Origin of the sequence: Nocardioides sp. J54 (assembly GCF_000519005.1) — a bacterium.
GTDB lineage: Bacteria > Actinomycetota > Actinomycetes > Propionibacteriales > Nocardioidaceae > Nocardioides.
Genome location: NZ_JAER01000029.1, coordinates 17,204 through 39,745, shown reverse-complemented (window position 1 = coordinate 39,745; position 22,542 = coordinate 17,204). Strand labels below are relative to the sequence as shown.

21 protein-coding genes and 1 pseudogene are annotated in these 22,542 nt (G+C 72.1%); 6 read left to right on the top strand and 16 right to left on the bottom strand.

The features are described from left to right. Positions 1-184: 184 nt before the first annotated feature. Positions 185-1,440, bottom strand: a protein-coding gene (locus NOCJ54_RS0116770; RefSeq protein WP_232221814.1) for an IS3 family transposase whose coding sequence is annotated in 2 segments (ribosomal slippage) — positions 185-1,155 and positions 1,155-1,440 — 1,257 coding nt in all. Because the reading frame shifts where the segments join, the coding sequence is not laid out codon by codon here. Between the two features lie 39 nt (positions 1,441-1,479). Here NOCJ54_RS0116770 and NOCJ54_RS0116760 point away from each other — a divergent pair. Next, positions 1,480-1,740: pseudogene (locus NOCJ54_RS0116760) on the top strand (transposase); the annotation flags it as partial. A 629-nt stretch (positions 1,741-2,369) separates the two neighbouring features. Next, entirely contained in the window at positions 2,370-2,603 is a 234-nt protein-coding gene (locus tag NOCJ54_RS0116755; RefSeq protein WP_145724546.1) for a hypothetical protein, read from the top strand. A gap of 303 nt (positions 2,604-2,906) precedes the next feature. Here the strand turns inward: NOCJ54_RS0116755 and gap are convergent, their stop codons facing one another. The 4 genes from gap to NOCJ54_RS0116735 are packed head-to-tail and all read right to left on the bottom strand — an operon-like array spanning position 2,907 to position 6,730. Further along, entirely contained in the window at positions 2,907-3,905 is a 999-nt protein-coding gene (gap, locus tag NOCJ54_RS0116750) for a type I glyceraldehyde-3-phosphate dehydrogenase (protein ID WP_028656411.1), read from the bottom strand. Then, positions 3,902-4,876: an AAA family ATPase gene (locus NOCJ54_RS26445; protein ID WP_232221813.1), complete on the bottom strand. Its 975-nt coding sequence runs from the start codon at positions 4,874-4,876 to the stop codon at positions 3,902-3,904. Before NOCJ54_RS26445 ends, gap begins: the two co-directional genes overlap by 4 nt. Beyond that, positions 4,857-5,270: a ribulose bisphosphate carboxylase small subunit gene (locus NOCJ54_RS0116740; protein ID WP_028656410.1), complete on the bottom strand. Its 414-nt coding sequence runs from the start codon at positions 5,268-5,270 to the stop codon at positions 4,857-4,859. The genes NOCJ54_RS26445 and NOCJ54_RS0116740 overlap by 20 nt, the downstream gene beginning before the upstream one ends. A gap of 11 nt (positions 5,271-5,281) precedes the next feature. Then, positions 5,282-6,730 carry a form I ribulose bisphosphate carboxylase large subunit gene (locus NOCJ54_RS0116735; RefSeq protein WP_028656409.1) on the bottom strand — a complete coding sequence of 483 codons (1,449 nt, stop codon included), beginning with the start codon at positions 6,728-6,730 and terminating at the stop codon, positions 5,282-5,284. Positions 6,731-6,846: 116 nt separating this feature from the next. On the opposite strand from NOCJ54_RS0116735, the gene NOCJ54_RS26440 reads away from it, so the two are divergent. Further along, positions 6,847-7,737, top strand: coding sequence for a LysR family transcriptional regulator (locus NOCJ54_RS26440; protein ID WP_036518388.1), 891 nt, complete (start codon positions 6,847-6,849; stop codon positions 7,735-7,737). A gap of 35 nt (positions 7,738-7,772) precedes the next feature. Further along, positions 7,773-8,783 (top strand): class I fructose-bisphosphate aldolase, encoded by a 1,011-nt coding sequence (locus tag NOCJ54_RS0116725; RefSeq protein ID WP_028656408.1) that lies wholly within the window; start codon positions 7,773-7,775, stop codon positions 8,781-8,783. Positions 8,784-8,906: 123 nt separating this feature from the next. On the opposite strand, the gene NOCJ54_RS0116720 is transcribed toward NOCJ54_RS0116725, so the two are convergent. Next, the gene (locus NOCJ54_RS0116720) at positions 8,907-10,091 is read right to left on the bottom strand and encodes a GAF domain-containing sensor histidine kinase (protein ID WP_222430475.1); all 1,185 of its coding nucleotides are present in this window, start codon (positions 10,089-10,091) and stop codon (positions 8,907-8,909) included. Positions 10,092-10,110: 19 nt separating this feature from the next. After that, a complete protein-coding gene (locus NOCJ54_RS0116715) occupies positions 10,111-10,803 on the bottom strand; it encodes a response regulator (protein ID WP_051485970.1) in 693 nt (230 codons plus the stop codon). Between the two features lie 114 nt (positions 10,804-10,917). Between NOCJ54_RS0116715 and tkt the strand changes: the two genes are divergently transcribed. Both tkt and NOCJ54_RS26430 read left to right on the top strand, forming a co-directional pair. Continuing rightward, positions 10,918-12,927: a transketolase gene (gene tkt, locus NOCJ54_RS26435; RefSeq protein WP_051485969.1), complete on the top strand. Its 2,010-nt coding sequence runs from the start codon at positions 10,918-10,920 to the stop codon at positions 12,925-12,927. Further along, a complete protein-coding gene (locus NOCJ54_RS26430) occupies positions 12,927-13,910 on the top strand; it encodes a phosphoribulokinase (protein ID WP_051485978.1) in 984 nt (327 codons plus the stop codon). Before tkt ends, NOCJ54_RS26430 begins: the two co-directional genes overlap by 1 nt. On the opposite strand, the gene NOCJ54_RS26425 is transcribed toward NOCJ54_RS26430, so the two are convergent. The 9 genes from NOCJ54_RS26425 to NOCJ54_RS0116660 are packed head-to-tail and all read right to left on the bottom strand — an operon-like array spanning position 13,897 to position 22,538. Continuing rightward, positions 13,897-14,730 carry a DUF6390 family protein gene (locus NOCJ54_RS26425; protein ID WP_051485968.1) on the bottom strand — a complete coding sequence of 278 codons (834 nt, stop codon included), beginning with the start codon at positions 14,728-14,730 and terminating at the stop codon, positions 13,897-13,899. The two genes, NOCJ54_RS26430 and NOCJ54_RS26425, sit on opposite strands and share 14 nt — an antisense overlap. Further along, entirely contained in the window at positions 14,723-15,859 is a 1,137-nt protein-coding gene (gene hypD, locus NOCJ54_RS0116695; RefSeq protein ID WP_028656405.1) for a hydrogenase formation protein HypD, read from the bottom strand. The genes NOCJ54_RS26425 and hypD overlap by 8 nt, the downstream gene beginning before the upstream one ends. Beyond that, positions 15,856-16,143, bottom strand: a complete 288-nt coding sequence (locus NOCJ54_RS0116690) for a HypC/HybG/HupF family hydrogenase formation chaperone (RefSeq protein WP_028656404.1) — start codon at positions 16,141-16,143, stop codon at positions 15,856-15,858. The genes hypD and NOCJ54_RS0116690 overlap by 4 nt, the downstream gene beginning before the upstream one ends. A gap of 36 nt (positions 16,144-16,179) precedes the next feature. Beyond that, the gene (gene hypE, locus NOCJ54_RS0116685; protein WP_084255347.1) at positions 16,180-17,292 is read right to left on the bottom strand and encodes a hydrogenase expression/formation protein HypE; all 1,113 of its coding nucleotides are present in this window, start codon (positions 17,290-17,292) and stop codon (positions 16,180-16,182) included. Next, entirely contained in the window at positions 17,289-17,957 is a 669-nt protein-coding gene (locus NOCJ54_RS0116680; RefSeq protein WP_028656402.1) for a D-sedoheptulose-7-phosphate isomerase, read from the bottom strand. The genes hypE and NOCJ54_RS0116680 overlap by 4 nt, the downstream gene beginning before the upstream one ends. Then, positions 17,954-18,700: a hydrogenase assembly protein HupF gene (locus NOCJ54_RS0116675; RefSeq protein WP_028656401.1), complete on the bottom strand. Its 747-nt coding sequence runs from the start codon at positions 18,698-18,700 to the stop codon at positions 17,954-17,956. Before NOCJ54_RS0116675 ends, NOCJ54_RS0116680 begins: the two co-directional genes overlap by 4 nt. Then, positions 18,697-18,990, bottom strand: a complete 294-nt coding sequence (locus NOCJ54_RS0116670; protein WP_028656400.1) for a HypC/HybG/HupF family hydrogenase formation chaperone — start codon at positions 18,988-18,990, stop codon at positions 18,697-18,699. The genes NOCJ54_RS0116675 and NOCJ54_RS0116670 overlap by 4 nt, the downstream gene beginning before the upstream one ends. Then, a complete protein-coding gene (gene hypF / locus NOCJ54_RS0116665) occupies positions 18,991-21,339 on the bottom strand; it encodes a carbamoyltransferase HypF (RefSeq protein WP_028656399.1) in 2,349 nt (782 codons plus the stop codon). Next, the gene (locus NOCJ54_RS0116660; RefSeq protein WP_198020250.1) at positions 21,336-22,538 is read right to left on the bottom strand and encodes an NHL repeat-containing protein; all 1,203 of its coding nucleotides are present in this window, start codon (positions 22,536-22,538) and stop codon (positions 21,336-21,338) included. The genes hypF and NOCJ54_RS0116660 overlap by 4 nt, the downstream gene beginning before the upstream one ends. Positions 22,539-22,542 lie beyond the last annotated feature (4 nt).

Here is a 22,542-nt window from a genome sequence, read left to right as displayed (position 1 = left end):
TCCGTTGACGAGGGCTCTTTCTTGTTCCAAGACTCGCCCGGTCATAACGAATCTTGCGCGCTTGGACGCGAGCCGGCAGTCGGGCCCGGTCGGGCCTCATCCTCACACGGGTTTCTGGATCACAAAACCGCGACATAGAAAGAATGGCTCCAAAGACCAGTGTGAATCGCGCTGGGCTTCGTTCCTATGCGTTCCCTTGGCCAGCGAGTGCCGGCCGGGATGATTCTTGGGCAGCGTAGTACGCCGTCTCGACCTCGAGCGGGGTCCTCATGTCGAGCTCCCCGTGCAGGCGTTGGTTGTTCCACCACCACACGTACTCCAGCGTCGCGAGCTCGACCTGCTCGATCGTGCGCCACGGCCCCCGGCGTCGGATGAGCTCGGTCTTGTAGAGCCCGTTGACCGCCTCCGCGAGGGCGTTATCGAAGGAGTCACCGACGGTCCCGGTCGACGGCTCCGCTCCCAGTTCTCCGATCCGGTCGGTGTAGACGATCGAAAGGTAGTTCGACCCGTGGTCGGCGTGGTGGACCAGCCCGGTCAGATCAGCGGCTCCTTCGCGTCGGGCGTCCCAGGCGGCCATGTCGAGTGCCTGCAGCGGGAGAACGTCGGCCTTCACCGTCGCAGCGACGTTCCACCCGACGATCCGCCGGGAGTAGACGTCGGTCACGAACGCCACGTAGGCGAATCCCGACCAGGTCGCGACGTAGGTGATGTCAGCAACCCACAGGCGTCGTGGCGCGGGGGCGTGGAAGCGGCGTTGGACCAGGTCGGCCGGCTTCACCGCCGCCGGGTCCGGCTTGGTCGTGAACACCTTCTTCGACCGCTTCACCCCGCGCACGTCGGCGATCTTCATCAGCCGCGCGGTCTGGTCGCGCCCGATCTCCCAGCCCTGCCGTCGCATCAGGGCGTGCATCTTCCGCACCCCGTAGACGTCGTAGTTCTCCGCGTGCAACCGGACGATCTCGGGCACCAGAAGCTCGTCCTTGAGCTGGCGGGCCGAGGGCGGCCGTGTCTTCGCGGCGCGGTAGCCGCGGGCGGTGATGAACCCACGAACTGCCGGGCGCAGCACCCGGCAGATGGCCTCGACCCCGAACTGATCCTTGTGCTCGTCGATGTAGCGGATCACTTCGTCGTGGGACGGTCGAGCTCCTTGGCGAAAAACACTGAGGCGGACTTCAAGATCTCGTTCGCCCTGCGAAGCTCGGCAACCTCACGCTTGAGGCGCTTGATCTCCTCAGCATCCTCCGAGGTCGTCCCGGGACGAACTCCGGCATCCACCTGAGCGCGGTGAACCCACAGCCGCAGGGTCTCGACGTTCATCCCCAACAACCCCGCGACGTGCCGCAGCGCGGCCGTCTCGTGCGGGTGCTCCGGGCGGACCTCGGCCACCATCCGGACCGCCCGCTCACGCATCTCGTTCGTGTACCTGGCCATCGTTCCCATCCTGACTGATCAAGCGGAACGAAACCCAGTGCAATTCAGATCGCCTCGGTCAGCACCGGTGTGCCGAAGCCACTGGTCGAGATCACCAAGCTGGGCCGCACGTTGAAGAAGCGCGCCGACGACGTGCTGGCCTACTTCGACCGACCCGGCACATCCAACGGACCGACCGAGGCCATCAACGGCCGGCTCGAGCACCTACTTGGCTCCGCGCTCGGCTTCCGCAACCTCACGAACTACATCGCCAGGTCACTGCTCGAGACCGGAGGCTTCAGGCCGCAACTACACCCCCGATTGGGATGAGCCGCTTTGCGGCCCGCGCACGGCCCCCGACCATCTTCATGGGGTGTTTGCGCAGGGACCGGGTGCTCAGTCAGAACTACGACACCTGATCCAGCGTGGCCTGACCGTGCAGGTGCCTCCAACGACCTCTGACACCCGCGCCATCCCGGTGATGCCCGGGTTCGTCGCCATGGAACGCGCCGGCAGTCGAGGCTCATCCTCACGGGTTTCCGGGTCACGAAACCGCGACACAAGCGGGGATGGCTCAAATACCAAGTAGCTTCTGACCTGCATTCCCGCAGGTCAGAAGCTACTTTCTTGTAGCGGGGGCAGGATTTGAACCTGCGACCTCTGGGCATCCGGCGCGAGCGGGCGTCATTGGCCCAGCCCTTGCTGCCCTTTGCGCATTCGAGCGCTGACCTGCGCGAACACCGCACGCGACGGCGACCCTAGGCGCGCACCTCTTGCTGGGATATGACCCGACGAGGCGACCCTTGCTGTGGTTTTCGGTGCCCAAGCGCGACACGGCTCGAATCTCCGTCCTCCTCGCGCGGCCCGGTCTCACTCGGCTCCGCCGAGCGCCGCCTCTGCCTCGTCGAAGAGGCCCCTTGGGTTGCCTTGGGCGTCGGAAGTATCCGCAACCTGAGCTTGTGTACCTGCCAGCCCAAATGGGCGGTGACTATGGGATCGAGGGCTTCTCGACAGACGGCATCGCCTACCAGTGCTATGCCGACCAAGACTCGTTGGGCCTCCGCGCAAGGACCGACAAGCAGAAGAAGAAGCTCTACGACGACACGGTCAAGCTGAAGACGCACGCGGACAAGAGCAAGGTGAAGCGCCCCAGGTTCTCTGCCGCTCCTATGCGGGTTGCGGCCCTCGGTTGACAGTCGCGTAGTAGGCGGCCTCGTGCTCGACCGGGGTCGGCCTTGCGGTGCTTGTCCACCGCGCCGAGTTTGTGGGAGATCTTCAAGCGGCCAAGCACATAACGACATATTGCAACTATCTGACCGACGTTGAATCGAACGCTCCTGAGGAGCGACCTACCCGTCGGCGTGGCCGACCGTCCTGGGCGCAGACCGTGTCGGTCTCGGCACGGCGGACGGCGAAGGGGACCTCGCCCTGTCATGTGCCGCTGACCTCGCCCAGTCCGTTGCACTCCGTCACAAGCTTCAGAGCCTGAGTGGCGCTCAGAGCGAGGCGCCGACGTGGCTGATCAGGTCAGCGAGGCGGTTGGAGTAGCCCCACTCGTTGTCGTACCAGCCCGCGACCTTGACCTGGTTGCCGATCACCTTCGTGAGCGGGGCGTCGAAGATGCACGACGCCGGGTTGGTGACGATGTCCGAGGACACGATCGGGTCGGTCGAGTAGACCAGGAACCGGCCGTCGGCAGCGGCCCTCACGATCTCGTTGACCTCGTCGACGGACGTCTCGCGCGAGGCCTCGAACGACAGGTCGGTCAGGGAGCCGGTGGGGGTGGGCACCCGCAGGGCGTAGCCGTCGAGCTTGCCCTTGAGCTCGGGCAGCACCAGGCCGATCGCCTTCGCGGCGCCCGTCGACGTGGGGATGATGTTCAGCGCGGCGGCGCGGGCGCGGCGCAGGTCCTTGTGGATGTTGTCCTGCAGGTTCTGGTCGGCGGTGTAGGCGTGGACCGTGGTCATCAGGCCCTTGACGATGCCGAGGCCGTCGTTGAGCGCCTTCGCCATCGGGCCGAGGCAGTTGGTCGTGCACGAGGCGTTCGAGATGACGGTGTGGGCGTCCGGCTCGTAGAGCTCGTGGTTGACGCCCATCACGATCGTGATGTCCTCGTTCGAGGCAGGCGCCGAGATGATGACCTTCTTCGCACCGCCGCCGTCGACATGGGCGCGGGCCTTGGTGGCGTCGGTGAAGAAGCCCGTCGACTCGACGACGACGTCCACGCCGAGATCGCCCCAGCCCAGGGCGGCAGGGTCGCGCTCGGCGAAGGCCTTGATCTCCGTGCCGCCGACGATGATTGCGTCGTCGGTCGAGGTGACCTCGGTGCCGAGAGGGCCGAGGATCGAGTCGTACTTCAGCAGGTGCGCGAGCGTCGCGTTGTCGGTCAGGTCGTTGACCCCGACGATCTCGATGCCGGCCCCGCTGGCCTGCACTGCGCGGAAGAAATTGCGGCCGATCCGGCCGAATCCGTTGATGCCTACGCGGACAGTCACTGGGTTGCTCCCTTGTCGAGCTCGTCGTTCTGGTCGTTCTGATCGATCGGGTCGTCGGCGTCCGGCGTCCGGTCGGGCGCGGCGCGGAACAGGCTGCTCCCGCGGACGTCCCCCTCGGCGAGGGTCACCAGGTCGTCGCGGGTGAGGGGCTGGTGGAGCTCCACCAGGCGCTTGGCCTGGCGGAGCCGGCAGCGCTCGACGGCGTTGCGGACGCTGCGGGCGTTGGAGAACCGGGGCTGGCGCATGCGCAGCTCGAGGTAGTCCGAGAAGGCCGCCCGGGCCGCAGGCGCGAAGCGGAAGTTCTCCCGCTCCACCATCAGGTCGGCGATCCGGACCAGCTCCTGGTGCGTGTAGTCGTCGAAGGAGATGTGGTGCGGCACCCGGGAGGAGAGGCCCGGGTTGGCGGAGAAGAAGGTGTCCATGCGGTCCTCGTAACCCGCGAAGATGACCACCATGCTGTCCCGCTCGCTCTCCATCTCCTGGAGCAGGATCTCGATCACCTCCTGCCCGTAGTCGCGCTCGTTCTCGGGCCGGTACAGGTAGTAGGCCTCGTCGATGAAGAGCACCCCACCGGCGGCCCGGGCGATCGCTTCCTTCGTCTTCGGCGCGGTGTGGCCGATGAACTGCCCCACCAAGTCGTCGCGGGTGACGGTGTGCACCCGCGGCGTCCTGATGTAGCCCATGGCGTGGAGGATCTGCGCCATCCGCTGGGCGACCGTCGTCTTGCCCGTCCCCGGACCGCCGGTGAAGCTCATGTGCAGCGTGGGACGCGACGAGCTCAGTCCCAGCTGCTGGCGCGCCCGGTCGACCAGGAGCAGCGCGGCGATCTCTCGCACCCGGTCCTTGACCGCGGCGAGGCCGACCAGGTCGGCCTCCAGCGAGGCGAGGGTCTCCTCGACCTGCCGGCGCGCGTCGTCGGCGTCGAGGTCGAACTCCTCCTCGGCCGGGTTCTCAGCCTCCACTGTGCTCACCCGACGGCGCGACGGTACGCACGCCATACACCTGGGCACGGCCGCCGCCCTCGGCCCTGGCCAGCTCGACGTCCGGCTCCACGGCCGGGCGCTGCACCAGGAAGGAGAGGGCGGTGGTCTGGCGGCCGAGCCGGGCGTCGTACGCCAGGACCCGGACGTAGTGGTTCGGGAAGGTCGACCGGCAGGCGTTGATCTCGACCATCACCCCGTCCGGTTCGACCAGGTCGAACAGCGGGAGGCCCCACATCTCCCAGTAGACGTTGCGCGGGTGGGGGTCGTCGGTGTGCTCGATCGACACCGGCCAGCCGTTGTCGAGTGCGTGGCGGACCTGGAGGGCGATCTCGTCGTCGGTCAGGTCGGGCAGGTAGGAGAAGGCTCCGTGGCGCAGGTACATGGTCTCGCTCCTCAGTAGCTCGGGGTCGGCACCGCGTCGGGCGCATCGGTGGAGGTGTATTCGAAGGTGACATCTCCCCAGGTGGCGAGCGCCGCCTCCAGGGGCCGGCACCGCTCGGCCGCTCGGCGCAGCACGTCGGGGCCCTCCCGGAGCAGGTCGCGCCCCTCGTTGCGCGCCTTCACGACCGCCTCCAGCGCGACCCGGTTCGCCTCCGCCCCCGCGGCGATGCCCATCGGGTGACCGATCGTGCCGCCGCCGAACTGCAGCACCACGTCGTCCCCGAAGAGGTCGAGGAGCTGGTGCATCTGGCCGGCGTGGATGCCGCCGGACGCGACCGGCATGACACCGGGCATGCTCGCCCAGTCCTGGTCGAAGAAGATCCCGTTGGCGGGGTTGGCCGGCACGTGGTCCTCGCGGAGGGTGTCGTAGAAGCCCCTCGTCGTGGCGGGGTCGCCCTCGAGCTTGCCGATCACGGTGCCGGCGTGGATGTGGTCGACGCCGATCAGGCGGCACCACTTGGAGATCACGCGGAAGCTGACGCCGTGCGTCTTCTGGCGGGTGTACGTCGAGTGCCCGGCTCGGTGCAGGTGGAGCAGGACGCCGTTCCTGCGGGCCCAGGTGGCCATCGACTGCATGGCGGTGTAGCCGATGGTCAGGTCGATCATGACGACCACGCTGCCCAGCTCCTTGGCGAGCTCCGCCCGCTCGTACATCTCCTCCATCGAACCGGCGGTGACGTTGAGGTAGTGCCCCTTGATCTCGCCGGTCTCGGCCATCGCCCGGTTGACGCCCTCCATGCAGTAGAGGAAGCGGTCGCGCCACCGCATGAACGGCTGCGAGTTGATGTTCTCGTCGTCCTTGGTGAAGTCCAGCCCGCCTCGGCAGGCCTCGTAGACCACGCGCCCGTAGTTGCGGGCGGACAGGCCGAGCTTCGGCTTGATCGTGGCACCGAGGAGTGGGCGGCCATACTTGTTCAGGTGCTCGCGCTCCATGACGATGCCGTGCGCCGGCCCCTGGAAGGTCTTGACGTAGGCGACGGGAATCCGCATGTCCTCGAGCCGGAGCGCGGTGAGCGGCTTGAAGCCAAACACGTTGCCGATGATCGAGCTGGTGAGGTTGGCGATGGAGCCCTCTTCGAACAGGTCGATGTCGTAGGCGATGTAGGCGAAGTACTCGCCGGGGCGCCCGGGAACGTCCTCTACTCGGTAGGCCTTCGCCTGGTAGTGGGTATTGGCCGTGAGCCGGTCGGTCCACACGACGGTCCACGTCGCGGTGGACGACTCGCCCGCGACGGCTGCGGCCGCCTCGATCGGGTCCACGCCCTTCTGGGGAGTCACCCGGAAGACGGCGAGCACGTCGGTGTCCTTGGGCACGTAGTCGGCGTCGTAGTAGCCCATCGACGCATAGCTGTGGACGCCCGGGTCCCAGCGGTTCTGCTCTTCCTTCTCCGCGACCGCCATGTGGTTGCTCCTTGCCTGCGAGGGTTCTTCGAGTACTCGAACTGTGGCCCGGCGCACCCCTCAGCGACTATGGAAATATTGATGGGCATTCATAATCTCTCAGTTAATGTTTGCCCATGAGGGACGTGACCTGGGCGAGGCTGCGGACCTTTGCGACCGTGGCGGAGACGGGCAGCATCCGTGGCGCGGCCGAGAAGCTGCACGTGACCGAACCGGCCGTGTCCGCGGCAGTCGGGAGCATCGAACGGCAACTGGGTGTCGAGCTGCTGAGCCGCGAGGGACGCGGCATCAGGCTCACGGAAAGCGGGCGGACCTACGCCCGCTACTGCCGCACTCTGCTCGGCCTCGCCGAGGAGGCGGCCGCGGCGGTGCGCACCCCGGCGACCGGCCGCCTGCGGATCGGCGCGGTCGCCACCGCGGGCGAGACCGTGCTCCCCCGCCTGCTCGCCGGCTTCCGGGACCGCTACCCCGAGGTCGACCTGAGCCTGTCCGTGCGCCCCCGCGACGACCTCTTCGCCGAGCTCGAGCAGCACGAGACCGACCTCGCGATCGCCGGGCGCCCGCCCCGCGGCTCCGGCCTGGTGTCGGTCGCCACCCGGCCCAACGGCCTCGTCGTCGTCACCGGAGCCGGGTACGACGTACCGCCGGCATCGGCCACGTGGCTGCTGCGCGGCCAGGGCTCCGGCACGCGATCGACCTGCCTCGCCCTGCTCGAGCAGCGCCAGTGGGAGCCGCCGACGCTCACCCTCGGCACGCTCGGCGCCGTGCTCGCCGCGGCCCGCGAGGGGCTGGGCCTCACCCTCGTGCACGCCGACGCGGTGGCCGGCGCCCTGCGCGAGGGCAGCCTGCGCGTCGTACCCGTCACGGGGACGCCGCTGGACCGTCCCTGGCACCTGGTCACGAACAGCACGCCGCCGCCCGCGACCCGGCTCTTCGTGGAGCACGTGTGCGCCGCGGACGCGGCGGCGGACCTCCGATTCCACCCTCACAACCAACCGCGCGGGTGACGAGGCGGGCGGGGCGCCGCCGCCAGCCTGTGGGCATGCGAACCCTGGCCGACACCGCCCTCGCCCTCGTCAGCTCCGGACGCGGCATCCTCGCCGCGGACGAGAGCGTCCGCACCATGTCCCAGCGCCTCGAGGGCGAGAACATCCCCGCCACCGAGGAGAACCGCCGCCTCTACCGCGAGCTGCTGGTCTCGACGCCCGGCCTGTCCGACCTGGTCAGCGGCGTCATCCTGTGCGACGAGACGCTGCGCCAGCACGCGTCCGTGGGCGACATCGAGATGCCCTTCGCCGAGGCCTGCCACCGCTGGGGCATCCTGCCCGGCATCAAGGTCGACACCGGCACCTCCGCGCTCGCCGGTGCGCCCGGCGCCCTGGTCACCGAGGGCCTCGACGGCCTGCGCGGCCGGCTGGCGGAGTACGCCGCGATGGGCGCCGCCTTCGCGAAGTGGCGCGCGGTCATCGACGTCACCGCCGCGACCGACTACGCGCTGTCCGCCAACGCCCACGCGCTCGCCCGCTACGCGGCGCTGTGCCAGGAGCAGGGCCTGGTCCCGATCGTCGAGCCCGAGGTGCTCTGCTCCGGCGCCCACGACATCGACGTGTGCGCCGCGGTGAGCGACCGCGCGCTCGCCGCGGTCTTCGCCGAACTGGAGGCCCAGCGGGTGGACCTCGGCGGCATCGTCCTCAAGCCCAACCTGGTCACCCCCGGCCTCGACGCGACCCCCGCGTCGGCCGAGGAGGTCGCTGCGGCGACCCTCGCGGTGCTCGACCGGCGCGTGCCGCCGGCCGTACCGGGCATCGCCTTCCTCTCCGGCGGCCACGACAACGACGCCGCCTGCCGGTACCTCGCCGCCCTCAACGTGGAGGCCGGGGAGCCGAGCTGGAACCTGACCTTCTCCTTCGGGCGGGCGCTGGTGAGCGATGCGCTCCACCAGTGGGGAGGTGAGGAGGCCAGCCGCGCGGGGGCGCAGGCCGTGCTCCTCGCCAACTGCACGCGGGCAGTCGGAGCGGTCGCCGGCCGTGCGCCGGCACCGTTGTCCGCGTGACCGCCGGGTGGCCGGCCCGCGGACTGACCATCCGTGGGCCGGCCACCCACCTTTTCGGGGCTCTCGCGGCTGGTTCGTGCGGTGAGGCTCCGGCGCGACCGCGCTGAGGGCTCTCCGCCCGGCTCAGTGCAGCGGGAACTCCACGATCACGGCCGTGCCCCGGCCCTCGATCGAGTCGATGCGCAAGGTGGCGCCGATCAGCGCCGAGCGCTCGACGATCGACTCCAGCCCGAAGTGCTCCGTGGCCGAGGACCGGCCTCGCTCCCGCACCGACTGGACGTCGAAGCCGGCGCCGTCATCGGTGACGCCCAGCACCGCCGCGTCGCCGACCCGGCGCAGCGACAGCACCACCCGGTGGGCCTGGGCGTGCTTGATCGCGTTGTTCAGCGCCTCCTGGGCGATGCGGAACAGGGCGGCCGCGGCGTGGTCGGGTACGACGTCGAAGGCCGTCGGCTCGTCGGAGCGGAACTCCACCTCGAGCTGCGGCAGCGACTGGCACAGCGACTCCAGGGCGGCCACCAGGCCGAGGTCCTCGAGCAGCAGCGAGTGCAGGCCGGTGATCGCGGCACGGGTCTCGTCGTAGGCCAGGCCGGCCAGCCGGCGGGCCGCGGCGATCTCCGCGAGCGTCCCGGTGAGCCGGGGGTCGGCGTCAGCGTCGCCACGCAGTGCCACGGCGAGGCCGGTGTGCGCCGCGCTGAGGTGGAAGGAGAGCGAGGCCAGCGCCTGGGTCACCCCGTCGTGGAGGTCGCCGGCGATCCGGCGCCGCTCCGCCTCCTGGGCGGAGATCGCCTGGGCGATCAGCCGGTCCCGCAGCGAGTGGTGGTCCTCGACGTCGCCGCGCAGCCCCTCGGCGTACAGGCGGATTCCGACGAGGTCGGCGAGGCGCTGGGCCCGGGCGAGCTCCTCGGTCTCGAAGGGGCGGTGGTCGCGGCGGTGCACCGAGATCACCCCGACGATGGTGCCCTCCAGCCCGTGCGCGGGCACGCACAGTCGCGAGACGACCTCGCCCTCGCCGAGGCCGAGCAGGGCGCGGTGGTACGGGTTGCGGGGCGCGTCGTCGACGATGGTCACCGAGTTGCCGCCTTGGGCGACGAGGCCGACGACGCCGTACCCGACGGGGATGCTCAGCTCCCGCGCGGCGTCCTCGTTGCCAGGGTAGGCGCCGCCGACGCGCAGCTCGGCGTCAACAACGACGAAGACGGTCGCCCCGTCCGCCTCGAACAGGTCGGCGAAGGCGCACGACACGTCGCGCAGGTCGAGCTCGCCCGAGGAGACCAGGAGCTCGTGGATCCGGCTCAGGTCCGCCACGAGGCCACGACCTGGACCGTCACTGGTAGAGGCCCTCGCGCAGGGCGACGGCGATCGCGCCGCCCCGGTCGGAGACGGCGAGCTTGCGGTAGAGCCCGCGGATGTGGGTCTTCACCGTGTCCTCGCTGACAACCAGCTTGGCCGCGATGCCCTTGTTGGAGTGGCTCGCCACCAGCAACGCCAGCACCTCGCTCTCGCGCTGGGTCAGGCCCAGCCGCGCGCCCGGCCAGAACTCGCCCGCGTTGACCCGGGCGGCCGACATCGCGATCCGCCCGGCCAGGGTCGGGTCGATCACCACGTCACCGGCCACCACCCGCTGGAGGTGCTCGACGAGCTCGGAGCCGTCCACCCGCTTGAGCACGTAGCCCGAGGCCTCCGCGCGCAGCGCCTGGTAGGCGTACTGCTCGTCGTCGTAGACCGTCAGGAAGACCACGTGGGTCTCCGGCTGGAGCTGCTTGACCCGGCGGCACAGGTCCAGGCCGCTGTCGCGGCCGAGCCGGATGTCGCACAGCACGATGTCGGGCGAGGTCTCGCGGACCACGGAGATCGCGCCTGCCAGGTCGGTGGCCGTGCCGACCACCTCGACCTCGTCGGCGAAGTGGGCGAGCATGGCCTGTACGCCGTGCAGGACCATCTCGTGGTCGTCCGCCATCACGATGCGCGTGGGGCCGCTGCGCGTCGGCACAGCGACTGCCTCCTCCTCGGCCTCCATGACCGCAGCCTAGGCGCTCCGGCAGGCCCCGTCGGCCGCTGCGCGCGAATTCCACCAGCGCGGCCACCCCTGTGGGTGAGTCCCCGCGGGGGTCGGCTTCGGTCTCCTGTGAACATGAGCAGCCCCACGACCACCACCGCGCCGGCGCCCGCCGCCGCCACCGTCGACCAGCTCGCGATCGACACCATCCGGCTGCTCGCGGCCGACATGGTGGAGGCCGCGAACAGCGGGCACCCGGGGATGCCGATGGGCGCCGCGCCGATGGCCTGGACCCTGTTCTCCCGCCACCTGCGCCACGACCCGTCGGCCCCGGAGTGGCCCGACCGGGACCGGTTCGTGCTCTCCGCGGGCCACGGGTCCGCGCTGCAGTACGCCCTGCTGCACCTGTTCGGGTACGACGTCGCGGAGGCCGACCTGCGCGGGTTCCGGCAGCTCGGCTCGCGCACACCCGGCCACCCCGAGCACGGCGACACGCCCGGCGTCGAGGCCACGACCGGACCGCTGGGCCAGGGCATCGCGATGGCCGTCGGCATGGCGCTCGCCGAGCGAATGCTGGCCGCGCGGTTCCCCGAGATCGTGGGGCACCGGACGTGGGCGATCGCCGGCGACGGCTGCCTGATGGAGGGCATCAGCCACGAGGCCGCCTCGCTGGCCGGGCACCTCGGCCTGGGCCGGCTCACGGTGCTGTGGGACGACAACCGGATCACCATCGACGGCGCCGTCGACCGCTCCTCGAGCGACGACCAGCAGGCGCGCTTCCGCGCCTACGGGTGGCACGTCGTGGAGGTCGCCGACGGCACCGACGTCGAGGCGATCGACACCGCGCTCGCCGAGGCGACGGCCGACCCGCGGCCCAGCCTCGTCGCCGTGCGTACCGTCATCGGCCACGGCGCCCCCGACGTCGCCGGCACCTCGGCGGCGCACGGGTCGCCGCTGGGGCCCGAGCGGCTGGCCGAGGCCAAGCGGCGGGTGGGACGGGACGCGGAGGCGGCCTTCGTCGTACCGGAGGAGGTGCGGGCGGAGTGCCGTGCGCTCGCCGCGGCCGGCCACGACGCCCGCACCGAGTGGGAGGGCCAGGTCGTGGCGCTGCGCGAGGCCGAGCCGGCCCGCGCCGCCGCCTGGCAGCGCGCCGAGCGCGGCGACCTGCCCGCCGACCTCGACGACGAGTTCTGGGCCGGCGTCGCGGCGTCCCTCCCGACCACTCCCCTGGCGACCCGGCAGTCTTCCAAGGCCGTGCTGCAGGCGCTCTCCACCGCCCTGCCGGAGCTGGTCGGCGGCTCGGCGGACCTGTCCGGCTCGACCGGTACGGACGTGGGCACGCGGCCGGTGGGACCGGGCGACTACAGCGGCGCGCGGATCGACTTCGGCATTCGCGAGTTCGCGATGGCCGCCGTCCTCAACGGCATCTCCCTGCACGGCGGGCTGCGCTGCTTCGGGAGCACCTTCCTGGTGTTCGCCGACTACCTCCGCCCGGCGCTGCGGCTCTCCGCGCTGATGCGCCAGCCGGTGATCTACGTGCTGACCCACGACTCGGTCGCCGTCGGCGAGGACGGCCCGACCCACCAGCCGGTCGAGCACCTCGACTCCCTGCGCCTCATCCCGAACCTGCGGGTGCTCCGGCCGGCCGACGCCCAGGAGACCGCCGAGGCGTGGCGCAGCGCCCTGGAGCACACCGAAGGGCCGACCGTCCTCGCCCTGTCGCGGCAGGGCCTGCCCGCCCTCCCGGGCAGGCCGACGGCCGGCCACCTCACCCGCGACGGCCACCGCGTCGTCCGGGACGCCTCCGAGCCGGACGTCGACCTGGTCGCCTCCGGCTCGGAGGTCGCCCTCGCCCTGGCCGCCGCGGACGTTCTGGCCGGGGAGGGCCTGGCGGTGCGGGTGGTCTCGGTGCCCTGGCGCGAGCGGTACGAGGCCCGTCGTACCGGGCTCGGGGCGGCGACCGCGACGGTGGCCGTCGAGGCCGGCACCACCCTCGGCTGGCGCCACCTCGCCGACGCGGTCGTCGGGGTGGACCGCTTCGGTGCCTCCGGACCGGGACCCGCCGTCCTCGAGCACGTCGGGCTGACGGTCGACGCGGTGGCCGCGGCGGCACGCTCGGCGCTGCAGGCACGACGCGGCCAGTGATGCTCGAGAAGGTCGTCGCGATGGCGCGGGCGCGGGCCGCCGAGCGGTCCCACCCGGTGATGCTGGCCATCGCCGGGGACTCGGCGTCGGGCAAGACCACGCTGAGCGAGGGGCTCACGGCCGCGCTGGGCGCGGACCAGTGCCTGTCGATCAGCATCGACGACTACCACCGCCACGACCGGGTGGAGCGGGCCGCACTCGCGATCACCCCGCTCCACCCGGACGGCAACCACCTCGACATCGTCGAGCAGCACCTCCAGTTGCTCGCGCTCGGCCGCCCGATCCTCAAGCCCGTCTACGACCACGCCACGGGCACCCTCGGCCGCCCCGAGTACGTCGAGCCTCCGGCCTTCGTGATCGTCGAGGGCCTGCTCCCCCTGCAGACCAAGCTGATGCGCGCCTGCTTCGACGTCACCGTCTATCTCGACCCGCCCGAGGACCTCCGGCAGCGCTGGAAGGTCGCCCGGGACACGACGACGCGCGGGTACAGCCGCACCGACGTCCTGGCCGAGCTCGCCCGCCGGGCGCCGGACTCCGAGGCCTTCGTCCGGCCGCAGCGGCGCGATGCCGACATCGTCGTGCGCTTCGCGCCGGAGGTCGGGCCCGGCGCCGACTCCCCCGACGCCGCGCTCTCTGCCGACATCCTGCTCCGCCCGACCATCCGGCACCCCGCGCTGGACCGGATCCTCACCGAGGACCGGCGCGCGGCGGTGCACCTGCGGATCATCCGCGACGACGACGGCACCCCCACCGACTGCCTGCACGTGCACGGCCACGCGTCGGCGCACGACGCCCGGGAGTTCGGCGACGCGATCTGGGCGAACCTCGGCGTCGGCGCCGAGCCGCCCAGCGGCCTGGGCCTGACCGGCCCCGACACCCGCAGCGAGCCGCTCGCGCTGACCCAGCTGATCCTGCTCCACCACCTGTTGCACGCGAGCAGCCGCCACCCGACGCGCGACGACGGGATGCTCAGCCGGACCTGACCCCGGTCGCTCCCGCGATCCGCGGCGCCATCGCCGCGAGCTGGTGCTCGGTCTGGGCCACCAGCGCCGCCACGTCCGCCTCACCCAGCCGGTCGCAGGCGAAGTCCCAGTGCACGGCGACGTGCTCGCCCACGGCCGGGTCCGGGACGAAGGGACGCCCGTCGACCCGGTAGCCGATGGTGCGCACCTCGTCCGGCCCCAGCTCCAGCCGGGCCGGCACGGCCGGCCCGCCCGCCCCGCCCGATGCGGGCAGGTAGCCGAGCCGCGGCCCGCGCACGACGAGCTCGTCCGGCCGTACCTCCTCCACCACCGCCCAGCCGACCCGGCACGACTCGAGGACGCCCAGCGGCTCGGGGCCGTGGCCGAGCAGGCGGGACCACGGGTAGACCGCCAGGACGTGGAAGGCGTGGCTCGGCGCCGCCTCCACGAGCAGGTCCTCGGTCAGGTGCGCCCAGTAGTGCGCCGCCTGCGGCTTCAACTCGGCGAGCAGCCGCTCGCCGAAGGCGCGCCCGTCGACAGCGGCGGCGAGATCGTTGCCGGTCCAGTAGCCCCGCACCACCCGCGGGTCGAGCGGGTCGTCGATGCCGAGCAGCTCGCCGAGCAGCCGCTGGTAGGGCCAGGCACCCGAGAACCGGCGGGCCACCTCGGCGATCTCGGTGACCGCCGCGACCGGGGGCGAGCCGGTCGCGGCGGCGACCAGTGCTGCGGATCCGGCAGGACCGCAGTAGCCCAGCGCGTTCGGAGCGTGCGCGTACTGGGCGAACAGCCGGTGGCCGGCGGGACGGGTCGCGTCCGGGCCACCGGCGCCGGGATCAGCCAACGGGTGCGCCCTGCCCGACCATGAGCGCGGTCTCGCGGTGCAGCCGCCCGAAGTTGTAGTAGGCGGCGCAGGCGCCCTCGGGCGAGACCATGCAGGTGCCGATCGGGGTCTCCGGCGTGCACGCCGTGCCGAAGACCTTGCACTCCCACGGCTTGATCGCGCCCTTGAGGACCTCGCCGCACTGGCAGGCCTTCGGGTCCGCGACCCGCACGCCGGGCATCGAGAAGCGCACCTCGGCGTCGAAGTCGGCGTAGTCGTCGTGGACCTTGAGCGCGCTCTGCGAGATGAACCCGAGCCCGCGCCACTCGAAGTGCGGGCGCAGCTGGAAGGTCTCGGCCATCAGCTTGAGCGCGGCCGTGTTTCCCTCCGGTCGTACGACGCGCGCGTACTGGTTCTCGACCTCGCACCGCCCGCCGGCGTACTGCTGCAGCAGCATGTGCACCGAGGCGAGGATGTCGAGCGGCTCGAAGCCGGCCACCACCACGGGCTTGCCGTAGACCTCCGGCACGAACCGGTAGGGCCGGATGCCGACGACGGTCGAGACGTGGCCGGGCCCGAGGAAGCCGGACAGCCGCAGGTCCGGGCTCTCCAGGATCGCCTTGATCGGCGGCACGATCGTGACGTGGTTGGAGAAGACACTGAAGTTCTTCACCCCGAGCGTCCTGGCCCGCAGCAGGGTCACCGCGGTCGAGGGCACCGTGGTCTCGAAGCCGACGGCGAAGAAGACGACGTGCTTGTCGGGGTTCTCCACCGCGATCTTGAGCGAGTCGAGCGGCGAGTAGACGAAGCGGACGTCGGCACCGCGCGCCTTGGCGTCGAGCAGCGACCCGCGGGACCCGGGGACCCGCATCATGTCGCCGAAGGTGGTGAACACGACGTCGGGCTGCTCGGCGAGCCACATGGCGTCGTCGATGCGGCCCATCGGGATCACGCAGACCGGGCAGCCGGGGCCGTGGACCAACTCGATGTTCTCGGGCAGCAGGTGCTCGATGCCGTGCCGGTAGATCGTGTGGGTGTGCCCGCCGCACACCTCCATGAACTTCCACTCGGTGTCACCGGCGATCTCGGTGATGGACTTGACCAGGGCGCGGGCTGCGGCCGGGTCGCGGAACTCGTCGACGAACTTCATGCGCTGATCCCATCTCCCACGTCGGTGCTCTTGAACATGTCGATCTCGTCCAGGTAGTCCTGGCCCATCTTCTGGACCTGGTCGAGCGTCAGCTGCGCTTCCCGCTCGTCGATCTTCGCCATCCCGAACCCGACGTGCACCAGCACCCAGTCCCCCGGTACGACGTCCTGCTCGGCGAGCAGCTTGATGCTGATGATGCGCCGGACGCCGCTGACGTCGACGCGGGCCAGGTGCTCGTCGGGATCGACGATCTCGACGACCTGGCCGGGAATTCCCAGGCACATGGTGGGTCTCCAATCTCCCTGCGTGGGTTCGGTGGGTCAGCAGATCCGGGGCAGCGGGTCGCCGACGAGCATGTCGACGATGCGGGTACCGCCGAAGGGCGTCCGCATCGCCACGATCCCGGGTGGGTCGGCGAGGACCTCGCCGATCACGGCGGCCTGCGCGCCGCCGGGCTGCGAGCGCAGCGCGGCCACCGCTACCTCCGCCTCGTCGGCGGGGACGACGGCGACGAACTTGCCCTCGTTGGCGACGTAGACGGGGTCGATGCCGAGCATGTCGCAGCAGCCGAGCACCGTCGGGTCGATCGGCAGCAGGCCCTCGTCGAGGACCACCCCGACCCCGGCGGCCTGGGCCAGCTCGTTGGCGACCGTGCCGAGTCCGCCCCGGGTCGCGTCGCGCATCCAGCGGGTGCCGGGGGCGGCGGCGAGCAGGGCCTCCACGAGCCCGTTGACGGGCGCGGAGTCGGACTCGATGTCGGCCTCGATGTCGAGGTTGCCGCGGGCCAGCATGATCGCCATGCCGTGGTCGGCGATGGTGCCGGACACGATCAGCCGGTCGCCGGCGCGCACCGCCAGCGGCGAGAGCTCGCGCCCGGCCGGGATCACGCCGACCCCGGACGTGGTGATGTAGAGCCCGTCGGCGGCGCCGTTGGGCACGACCTTGGTGTCACCGGTGACGATCTGGACGCCGGCCGCGTCGGCCGCCGCCCGCATCTCGCCCGCCAGCTGCTTGAGCTTGTCGATCGAGAATCCCTCCTCGATGACGAACGCCGCGGAAATCCACTGCGGCCGCGCGCCGCTGACGGCCAGGTCGTTGACGGTCCCGTTGATCGCGAGGTCGGCGATCGACCCGCCCGGGAACTCGTACGGCGCCACGACGTAGGAGTCGGTCGAGAACGCCAGCCGCTCACCGGTGGGGAGGGCGAGGACCGCCCCGTCGCCGAGGTTCTCCAGCTCCGGGTTGCGGAAGGCCTCCACGAAGACGTGGTCGACGAGCGCCGCCGAGGACTTCCCACCGGCGCCGTGGGCCATGGTGACCACCTCGTCGACGAGCCGGGGGCGCCGCTTGCGGAACTCCTCGATCCGGATCCGGGTCCGGTCCTCGGGGTCCGGCACCTCGTGGGCCGACGGGGTCAGCCGTTCGCTGGTCATGACGCATACCCCTTCCGCAGGGTCTCGAGGTGGTGCTGGGCGGTCGCCCAGAGCCGGTAGCCGACGAGCGCCTGGCTCTCCTGGATCCGGTGGATGCTCTGCGACCGGATGGTGAAGCAGTGGTGGACCTCGTCGGCGACGGCCATCCGGCCGCCGTCGTGACCGGAGAAGCCGATCGTCAGCAGGCCCCGGCGCCGGGCCTCCACCAGCGCCGTCATCAGGTCCTCGGAGCTGCCCGAGGTCGACAGCGCGACGGCGATGTCGCCGGGCCGCGCGTGCGCCATCAGCTGGCGGGAGAAGACGACGTCGAAGCCGACGTCGTTGCCGAGCGCCGTGATCACCGCCTGGTCCGCGGCCAGGCAGCGCGCCGCCAGCGGGCGGCCGTGCGCCGGGCGCGCGAACAGCGAGGCCAGCGTCTCGGCGTCGGTGGACGAGCCGCCGTTGCCGAAGGTGTACATCCGCCCGCCCGCGGCGAACCGCTCGGCGATCGCCCGGCCCGCGGCCTCGATCTCGGGGCCCCACTCCTCCAGCGACGCCGCCTGCAGGCGGGCGCTCTCGGTGGCCTTGGCCCGGGCCGAGGACGCGAGGTCGGTCAGCAGTGCCGTCGCGTCGGTCTCCTGCGCCTCGATGAACGGGTAGAGGAAGTCGGTGTTCTCGTCGTTCATGCGCCCGGCTCCTCTCCCAGCCGGGTGAGGGCGGCCCCGCCGTGGATCAGGATCAGGTCGCCGGGAGCCACCTCGCCGACGACCATCGTGTCGACGTACTCCTCGCCGTCGGCGGTGCGCACCAGCGCGCCCGACAGCAGGTCGGCCGGCGGCGCGACGACCTCGCCCAGCCGCCCCTCGTCGGAGCAGGTCACGCACACCTCGTCTGTGCACTCCGGCTCCTCGGGCTTCAGCAGGCCGGGGTGCTCGAAGCAGACGTGGGTGAGCTCCCACAGCAGGTGGTACATCAGCACGAACCGGCCGGTCGCCGGCGTCATCGGGTCGGCCGTGGGTACCCACAGCACGTGGTCCGCGGCGCCGGCGGGCGGACGCTCGCCGTACCCGATCCAGATGGTCTCGGCCCCCCAGGCGGGGGCGCGGCGCATCACGTCGGCGACGGCCGCGTCGGCGGCGTCGGCCACCGCAAGCACGACGTCGCCGGGCCGGGTGGCGATCCGGGTCTCCGCGACCGTGTCCGCGGCGACCAGTGCGACGGACGGCAGGGCCCGCTTGCCCACGACGACCGGGTGCACGAACTCGACCGCGACGTGGTGCGCGTGCGGCTCCCACTGGGGCGAGATCACCCACAGCGTGGCGCCGGCGTGGAAGCGGCGGGCCAGGGCCAGCGCGGCCCCGGCGAGGTCGGCGGAGAGGTCCTCGTCGATCAGGCCCGGCGCGGCCCCGACGTCGTACGTCGTGCTCATGACGACTCCCGCGCCTGGATCGCCGCCACCACGGCGCTGCCGCCGGCGAGCTCGTCGGCGGCCAGCAGCCCGAGGTCGACCATCATCGCGACGGTCTCGCGGGCGGACTCCTCGGTCAGCCGGGTCAGCGCGTAGCCGGCGTGCACGATGACGTAGTCACCGACCACCAGGTCGGGCAGGTAGTCCAGGCACACCTGGCGCACCTCCCCGACGAACTCGGCCAGCGCGACCAGCGCGCCGTCCTCGGTGGACCAGATCCTCTCGATCCGGCCCGGGACTCCCAGACACATTCAGACCACTCCTCTCCGTGACGCCAACCCTCGGGCGGCCAGTGCTCGCCCGATCGCGGCCTGGCCGAGCGCTAGCCCGGCGTCGTTGCAGGGCACCCGCCGGTGGGTGAGCACCTCGAGGCCGGCCCGGGCCAGCCGTTGGCGCAGCGCGGCGGTCAGCTCGCGGTTGGCGAACACGCCACCGGTCAGCCCCACCACGCCGATCTGTCGCTCCCGCGCCTCGGCGACCACGAGCTCCGCGGTGGCCGCGGCCAGCGCGTCGTGGAATCCCCGGGCCACCGAGGCGGGTTCGTTGCCACCCCCCAGCGCGGCAACGACGTCGTGGACCAGCGGCCTCCAGTCGATGACGCCGCCGGCCACCGGCAGGGCCAGCGGTACGCCGTGGCGGGCCTTCCTGGCCAGCACCTCCAGCTCGACGGCGGCCTGTGCCTCGTAGCCGGCACGAGGCCGCACGCCGAGCAGCGCGGCGACGCCGTCGAACAGCCGCCCGACGCTGGTCGTGGAGACGCACGCGGTGCCGGACGCCAGCTGGGAGCGCACCAGCGCCACCTCCGCCGCGGCGACGTCGGCCGGTGCCCAGTCGGTGGCGACCTCCGCGCCGGCCAGGAGGGCCAGGGCCGTCCGGAACGGGTTGCGCACCGCGGCCTCGCCGCCCGGCAGCAGCAGCGGCGCCAGGTGTCCGGCGCGCTCGAAGGTCGCCAGGTCGGCGCCCATCGCGAGGATCTCCCCGCCCCAGACCTGGCGGTCGCAGCCGTAGCCCGTGCCGTCGTACGTGACGCCGAGGACGGGGGTGCCCACCCGCTCGCGGTCCACCAGCAGCGACGCGAGGTGCGCGTGGTGGTGCTGGACCGTCAGCAGGGGGCGGCCGATCCCGGCGGCGTGGTCCTCGGCCCAGCGTCGGGTGGCGTAGCCCGGGTGCAGGTCGGCCACCACCAGCTCGGGCTCGGCGTCGCGCAGCCGCACCAGCTGGTCGACCGAGCGGCCGAACGCGGTCTGGCTCTCCAGGCTGCCCATGTCGCCGATGTGCGCCGAGCAGAACGCGAGATCCTCCCGCACCAGGCAGAAGGTGTTCTTGACCTCGGCGCCGACGGCGAGCACGGTCGGCCCGGTGCCGAGCTCCGCGGGCAGCGCGACGGGCAGCGGGGCGTACCCGCGCGAGCGGCGGACCGGGACCTCCTCCCCGTCCACGACGGTCACCACCGAGTCCTCGCACGGCACCGCGATCTCGCGGTCGTGCATCAGGAAGCCGTCGGCGATCCCGGCCAGGCGGGCCCGCGCGTCGGCGTTGGTGAAGGCGAGCGGCTCGTCGGCGAGGTTGCCGGAGGTCATCACGAGCAGCGGCGGCGCCCCGGTGCCCGGCCACCCCGGGACCGGCTCGAAGAGGAGGTGGTGCAGCGGTGCGTAGGGCAGCATCACGCCGACCTCGTCCAGGTCCCCGGCGACGGACGGCGCCAGCGGACCGTCCGTACGACGGGGGAGCAGCACGATCGGCCGTGACGGCTGGCACAGCGCGGCCTCCGCGGCCGGCGTCAGCTCGACGACCCGGCGGGCCTGCTCGAGGTCGCGCACCATCACCGCGAGCGGCTTGTCCGGGCGGTGCTTGCGCTCGCGCAGCAGGTCGACCGCCTCCGGCGAGGTCGCGTCGCAGGCCAGGTGGAAGCCGCCGACGCCCTTGACCGCGACGATCCGGCCCGCAGACAGCATCCCCTGGGCGAGGACCAGCACGTCGTCGTCACCCAGCACCACGGTGTCGGTGTCCGCGACGGGCTCCCACCACAGTCGCGGCCCGCAGGCCTGGCACGAGACGGGCTGCGCGTGGTGGCGGCGGTCCCCCGGGTCGGCGTACTCCGCGGCGCAGGCGGCACACAGCGGGAAGTCCCGCATCGTCGTGGCCGGCCGGTCGTAGGGCAGGTCGGTGATGATCGTGAACCGCGGGCCGCAGTTGGTGCAGGTGATGAACGGGTGCCGGTAGCGCCGGTCGCCGGGGTCGCGCATCTCGGCGAGGCAGTCGTCGCACACCGCGACGTCCGGCGGCACCAGCGTGCGCGCGCCCACCCGGTGCCGGCTCGGCACGATCCGGAACCCGGAGGCGCCGGACGGCGCCCGGTCGGTCACCCGGACGTCGAGGACGCTCGCCAGCGGCGGCGCCTCCGCGACCAGCGCGCGCACGAAGGCGTCGAGCGCCGCGGCGGTGCCCTCGGCCTCGATGAAGACGCTGAGCTCGTCGTTGCCCACCTCGCCGGCGATGCCGTGCGCGGCGGCCAGCCGCGCGACGTGCGGGCGGAAGCCGACGCCCTGGACCACGCCGCGCACCTCGATGCTGCGGCCGGCGGTCGTGGTCCGCGTCATCCCCGCCTCCAGACCACGACGCGGTTGTTGCCCGAGTCGGCGATGGCGAGCCGGTCGCCGGACGCGGCGAGGCCGTAGGGCCAGCACAGGGTGTCCGGGCCGACCTGCTCCCAGCGGTTCTCGCCGTTCGCGGCGAAGGTCGGCTGGCCCAGGACCCAGGCGGGCACGGTGTGCTGGTCGCGGGGGTCGCCCTCCCACAGCAGCACCCGGTTGTTCGACGTGTCGGCGACCGCCAGCCCGTCAGGGGTGCGGACGGCGGCGTACGGGAAGCGGAGGCCGGTGCCGGTCTGCGGCCGGTAGGGGAACTCGACGCCGGTGCCCATGTCGGGCTGGCCCAGCACGTAGTCGGCGGGCACGTCGCCGTCGGGGTGGCGATGCCACCCGAGCAGCCGGTGGTTGCCGGCGTCGGCGACCACGATGCCGCCGCCGTTGCCGGTGACCATGTGCGGCCAGCGGAAGGAGTCGGGCGCCACCGGACCGTCGCGGTTCTCCCCGCGCGAGGTGGGGTCCGGTTGGCCCAGCACGATGTCGGCGGGGACGTCGGGATCGGTCGGCACCCCGTCCACCCACACCAGCACGCGGCGGTTGTAGGTGTCGGCGACGTAGAAGCGTCCGTCGACCAGCGCGATCCCGAACGGCTGGTAGAAGCTCGTCGCCGACGGCGCGCCGCCGCGGTTGGGCTCGACGTCGCTCGCCGACGGCTGGCCGAGCACCAGGTCCGGCGCCCGGTCCCCCGACGGCACCCGGTCCCAGACCAGGATCCGGTGGTTCCAGGCGTCGGCGACGAGGAAGCGACCGTCAGGCGTGCGGAGCAGCCCGGTCGGCAGGTGCATGCCCTGGTCGGGTCCCCGGCCGCCCGCCTGCGGGCCCTCCGACGTCGCGTCCGGCTGGCCGAGCACGACGTCCGCCGGCTCGCCGTCCGTCGACGGGATCCGGTCGAAGACCAGCACCCGGTGGTTGCCCGTGTCGGCCACCACCAGGAGCTCGTCCTCGAGCCACACCCCGCGCGGCGCGTAGACGTACGACGCCGTCGGCTCCGCCTGCGGCAGGAGCAGGCCACCGGCCGAGGTGGCCCCCACGACCACCTCGGGCCGCCAGCTCCCGTAGGTCTCCGGCGCCGGTCCCGCCGGGGCGAACGGATCCACGCCCAGCCGGGCACCGAGGTGCTCGGAGCCCGTCGGGATCACCCGGACCTTCATGCCG

Coding starts and splice junctions, on each gene's coding strand:
- NOCJ54_RS0116680 (WP_028656402.1), bottom strand. CDS start 17,957: ATGAACGACGAGAACACCGACTTCCTCTACCCGTTCATCGAGGCGCAG.
- NOCJ54_RS0116725 (WP_028656408.1), top strand. CDS start 7,773: ATGCGAACCCTGGCCGACACCGCCCTCGCCCTCGTCAGCTCCGGACGC.
- NOCJ54_RS0116735 (WP_028656409.1), bottom strand. CDS start 6,730: ATGGCGGTCGCGGAGAAGGAAGAGCAGAACCGCTGGGACCCGGGCGTC.
- tkt (WP_051485969.1), top strand. CDS start 10,918: ATGAGCAGCCCCACGACCACCACCGCGCCGGCGCCCGCCGCCGCCACC.
- NOCJ54_RS0116675 (WP_028656401.1), bottom strand. CDS start 18,700: ATGAGCACGACGTACGACGTCGGGGCCGCGCCGGGCCTGATCGACGAG.
- NOCJ54_RS0116690 (WP_028656404.1), bottom strand. CDS start 16,143: ATGTGCCTGGGAATTCCCGGCCAGGTCGTCGAGATCGTCGATCCCGAC.
- hypD (WP_028656405.1), bottom strand. CDS start 15,859: ATGAAGTTCGTCGACGAGTTCCGCGACCCGGCCGCAGCCCGCGCCCTG.
- NOCJ54_RS0116715 (WP_051485970.1), bottom strand. CDS start 10,803: ATGGAGGCCGAGGAGGAGGCAGTCGCTGTGCCGACGCGCAGCGGCCCC.
- NOCJ54_RS26440 (WP_036518388.1), top strand. CDS start 6,847: ATGAGGGACGTGACCTGGGCGAGGCTGCGGACCTTTGCGACCGTGGCG.
- hypE (WP_084255347.1), bottom strand. CDS start 17,292: ATGACCAGCGAACGGCTGACCCCGTCGGCCCACGAGGTGCCGGACCCC.
- NOCJ54_RS0116670 (WP_028656400.1), bottom strand. CDS start 18,990: ATGTGTCTGGGAGTCCCGGGCCGGATCGAGAGGATCTGGTCCACCGAG.
- NOCJ54_RS26430 (WP_051485978.1), top strand. CDS start 12,927: ATGCTCGAGAAGGTCGTCGCGATGGCGCGGGCGCGGGCCGCCGAGCGG.
- NOCJ54_RS0116740 (WP_028656410.1), bottom strand. CDS start 5,270: ATGTACCTGCGCCACGGAGCCTTCTCCTACCTGCCCGACCTGACCGAC.
- NOCJ54_RS0116660 (WP_198020250.1), bottom strand. CDS start 22,538: ATGAAGGTCCGGGTGATCCCGACGGGCTCCGAGCACCTCGGTGCCCGG.
- hypF (WP_028656399.1), bottom strand. CDS start 21,339: ATGACGCGGACCACGACCGCCGGCCGCAGCATCGAGGTGCGCGGCGTG.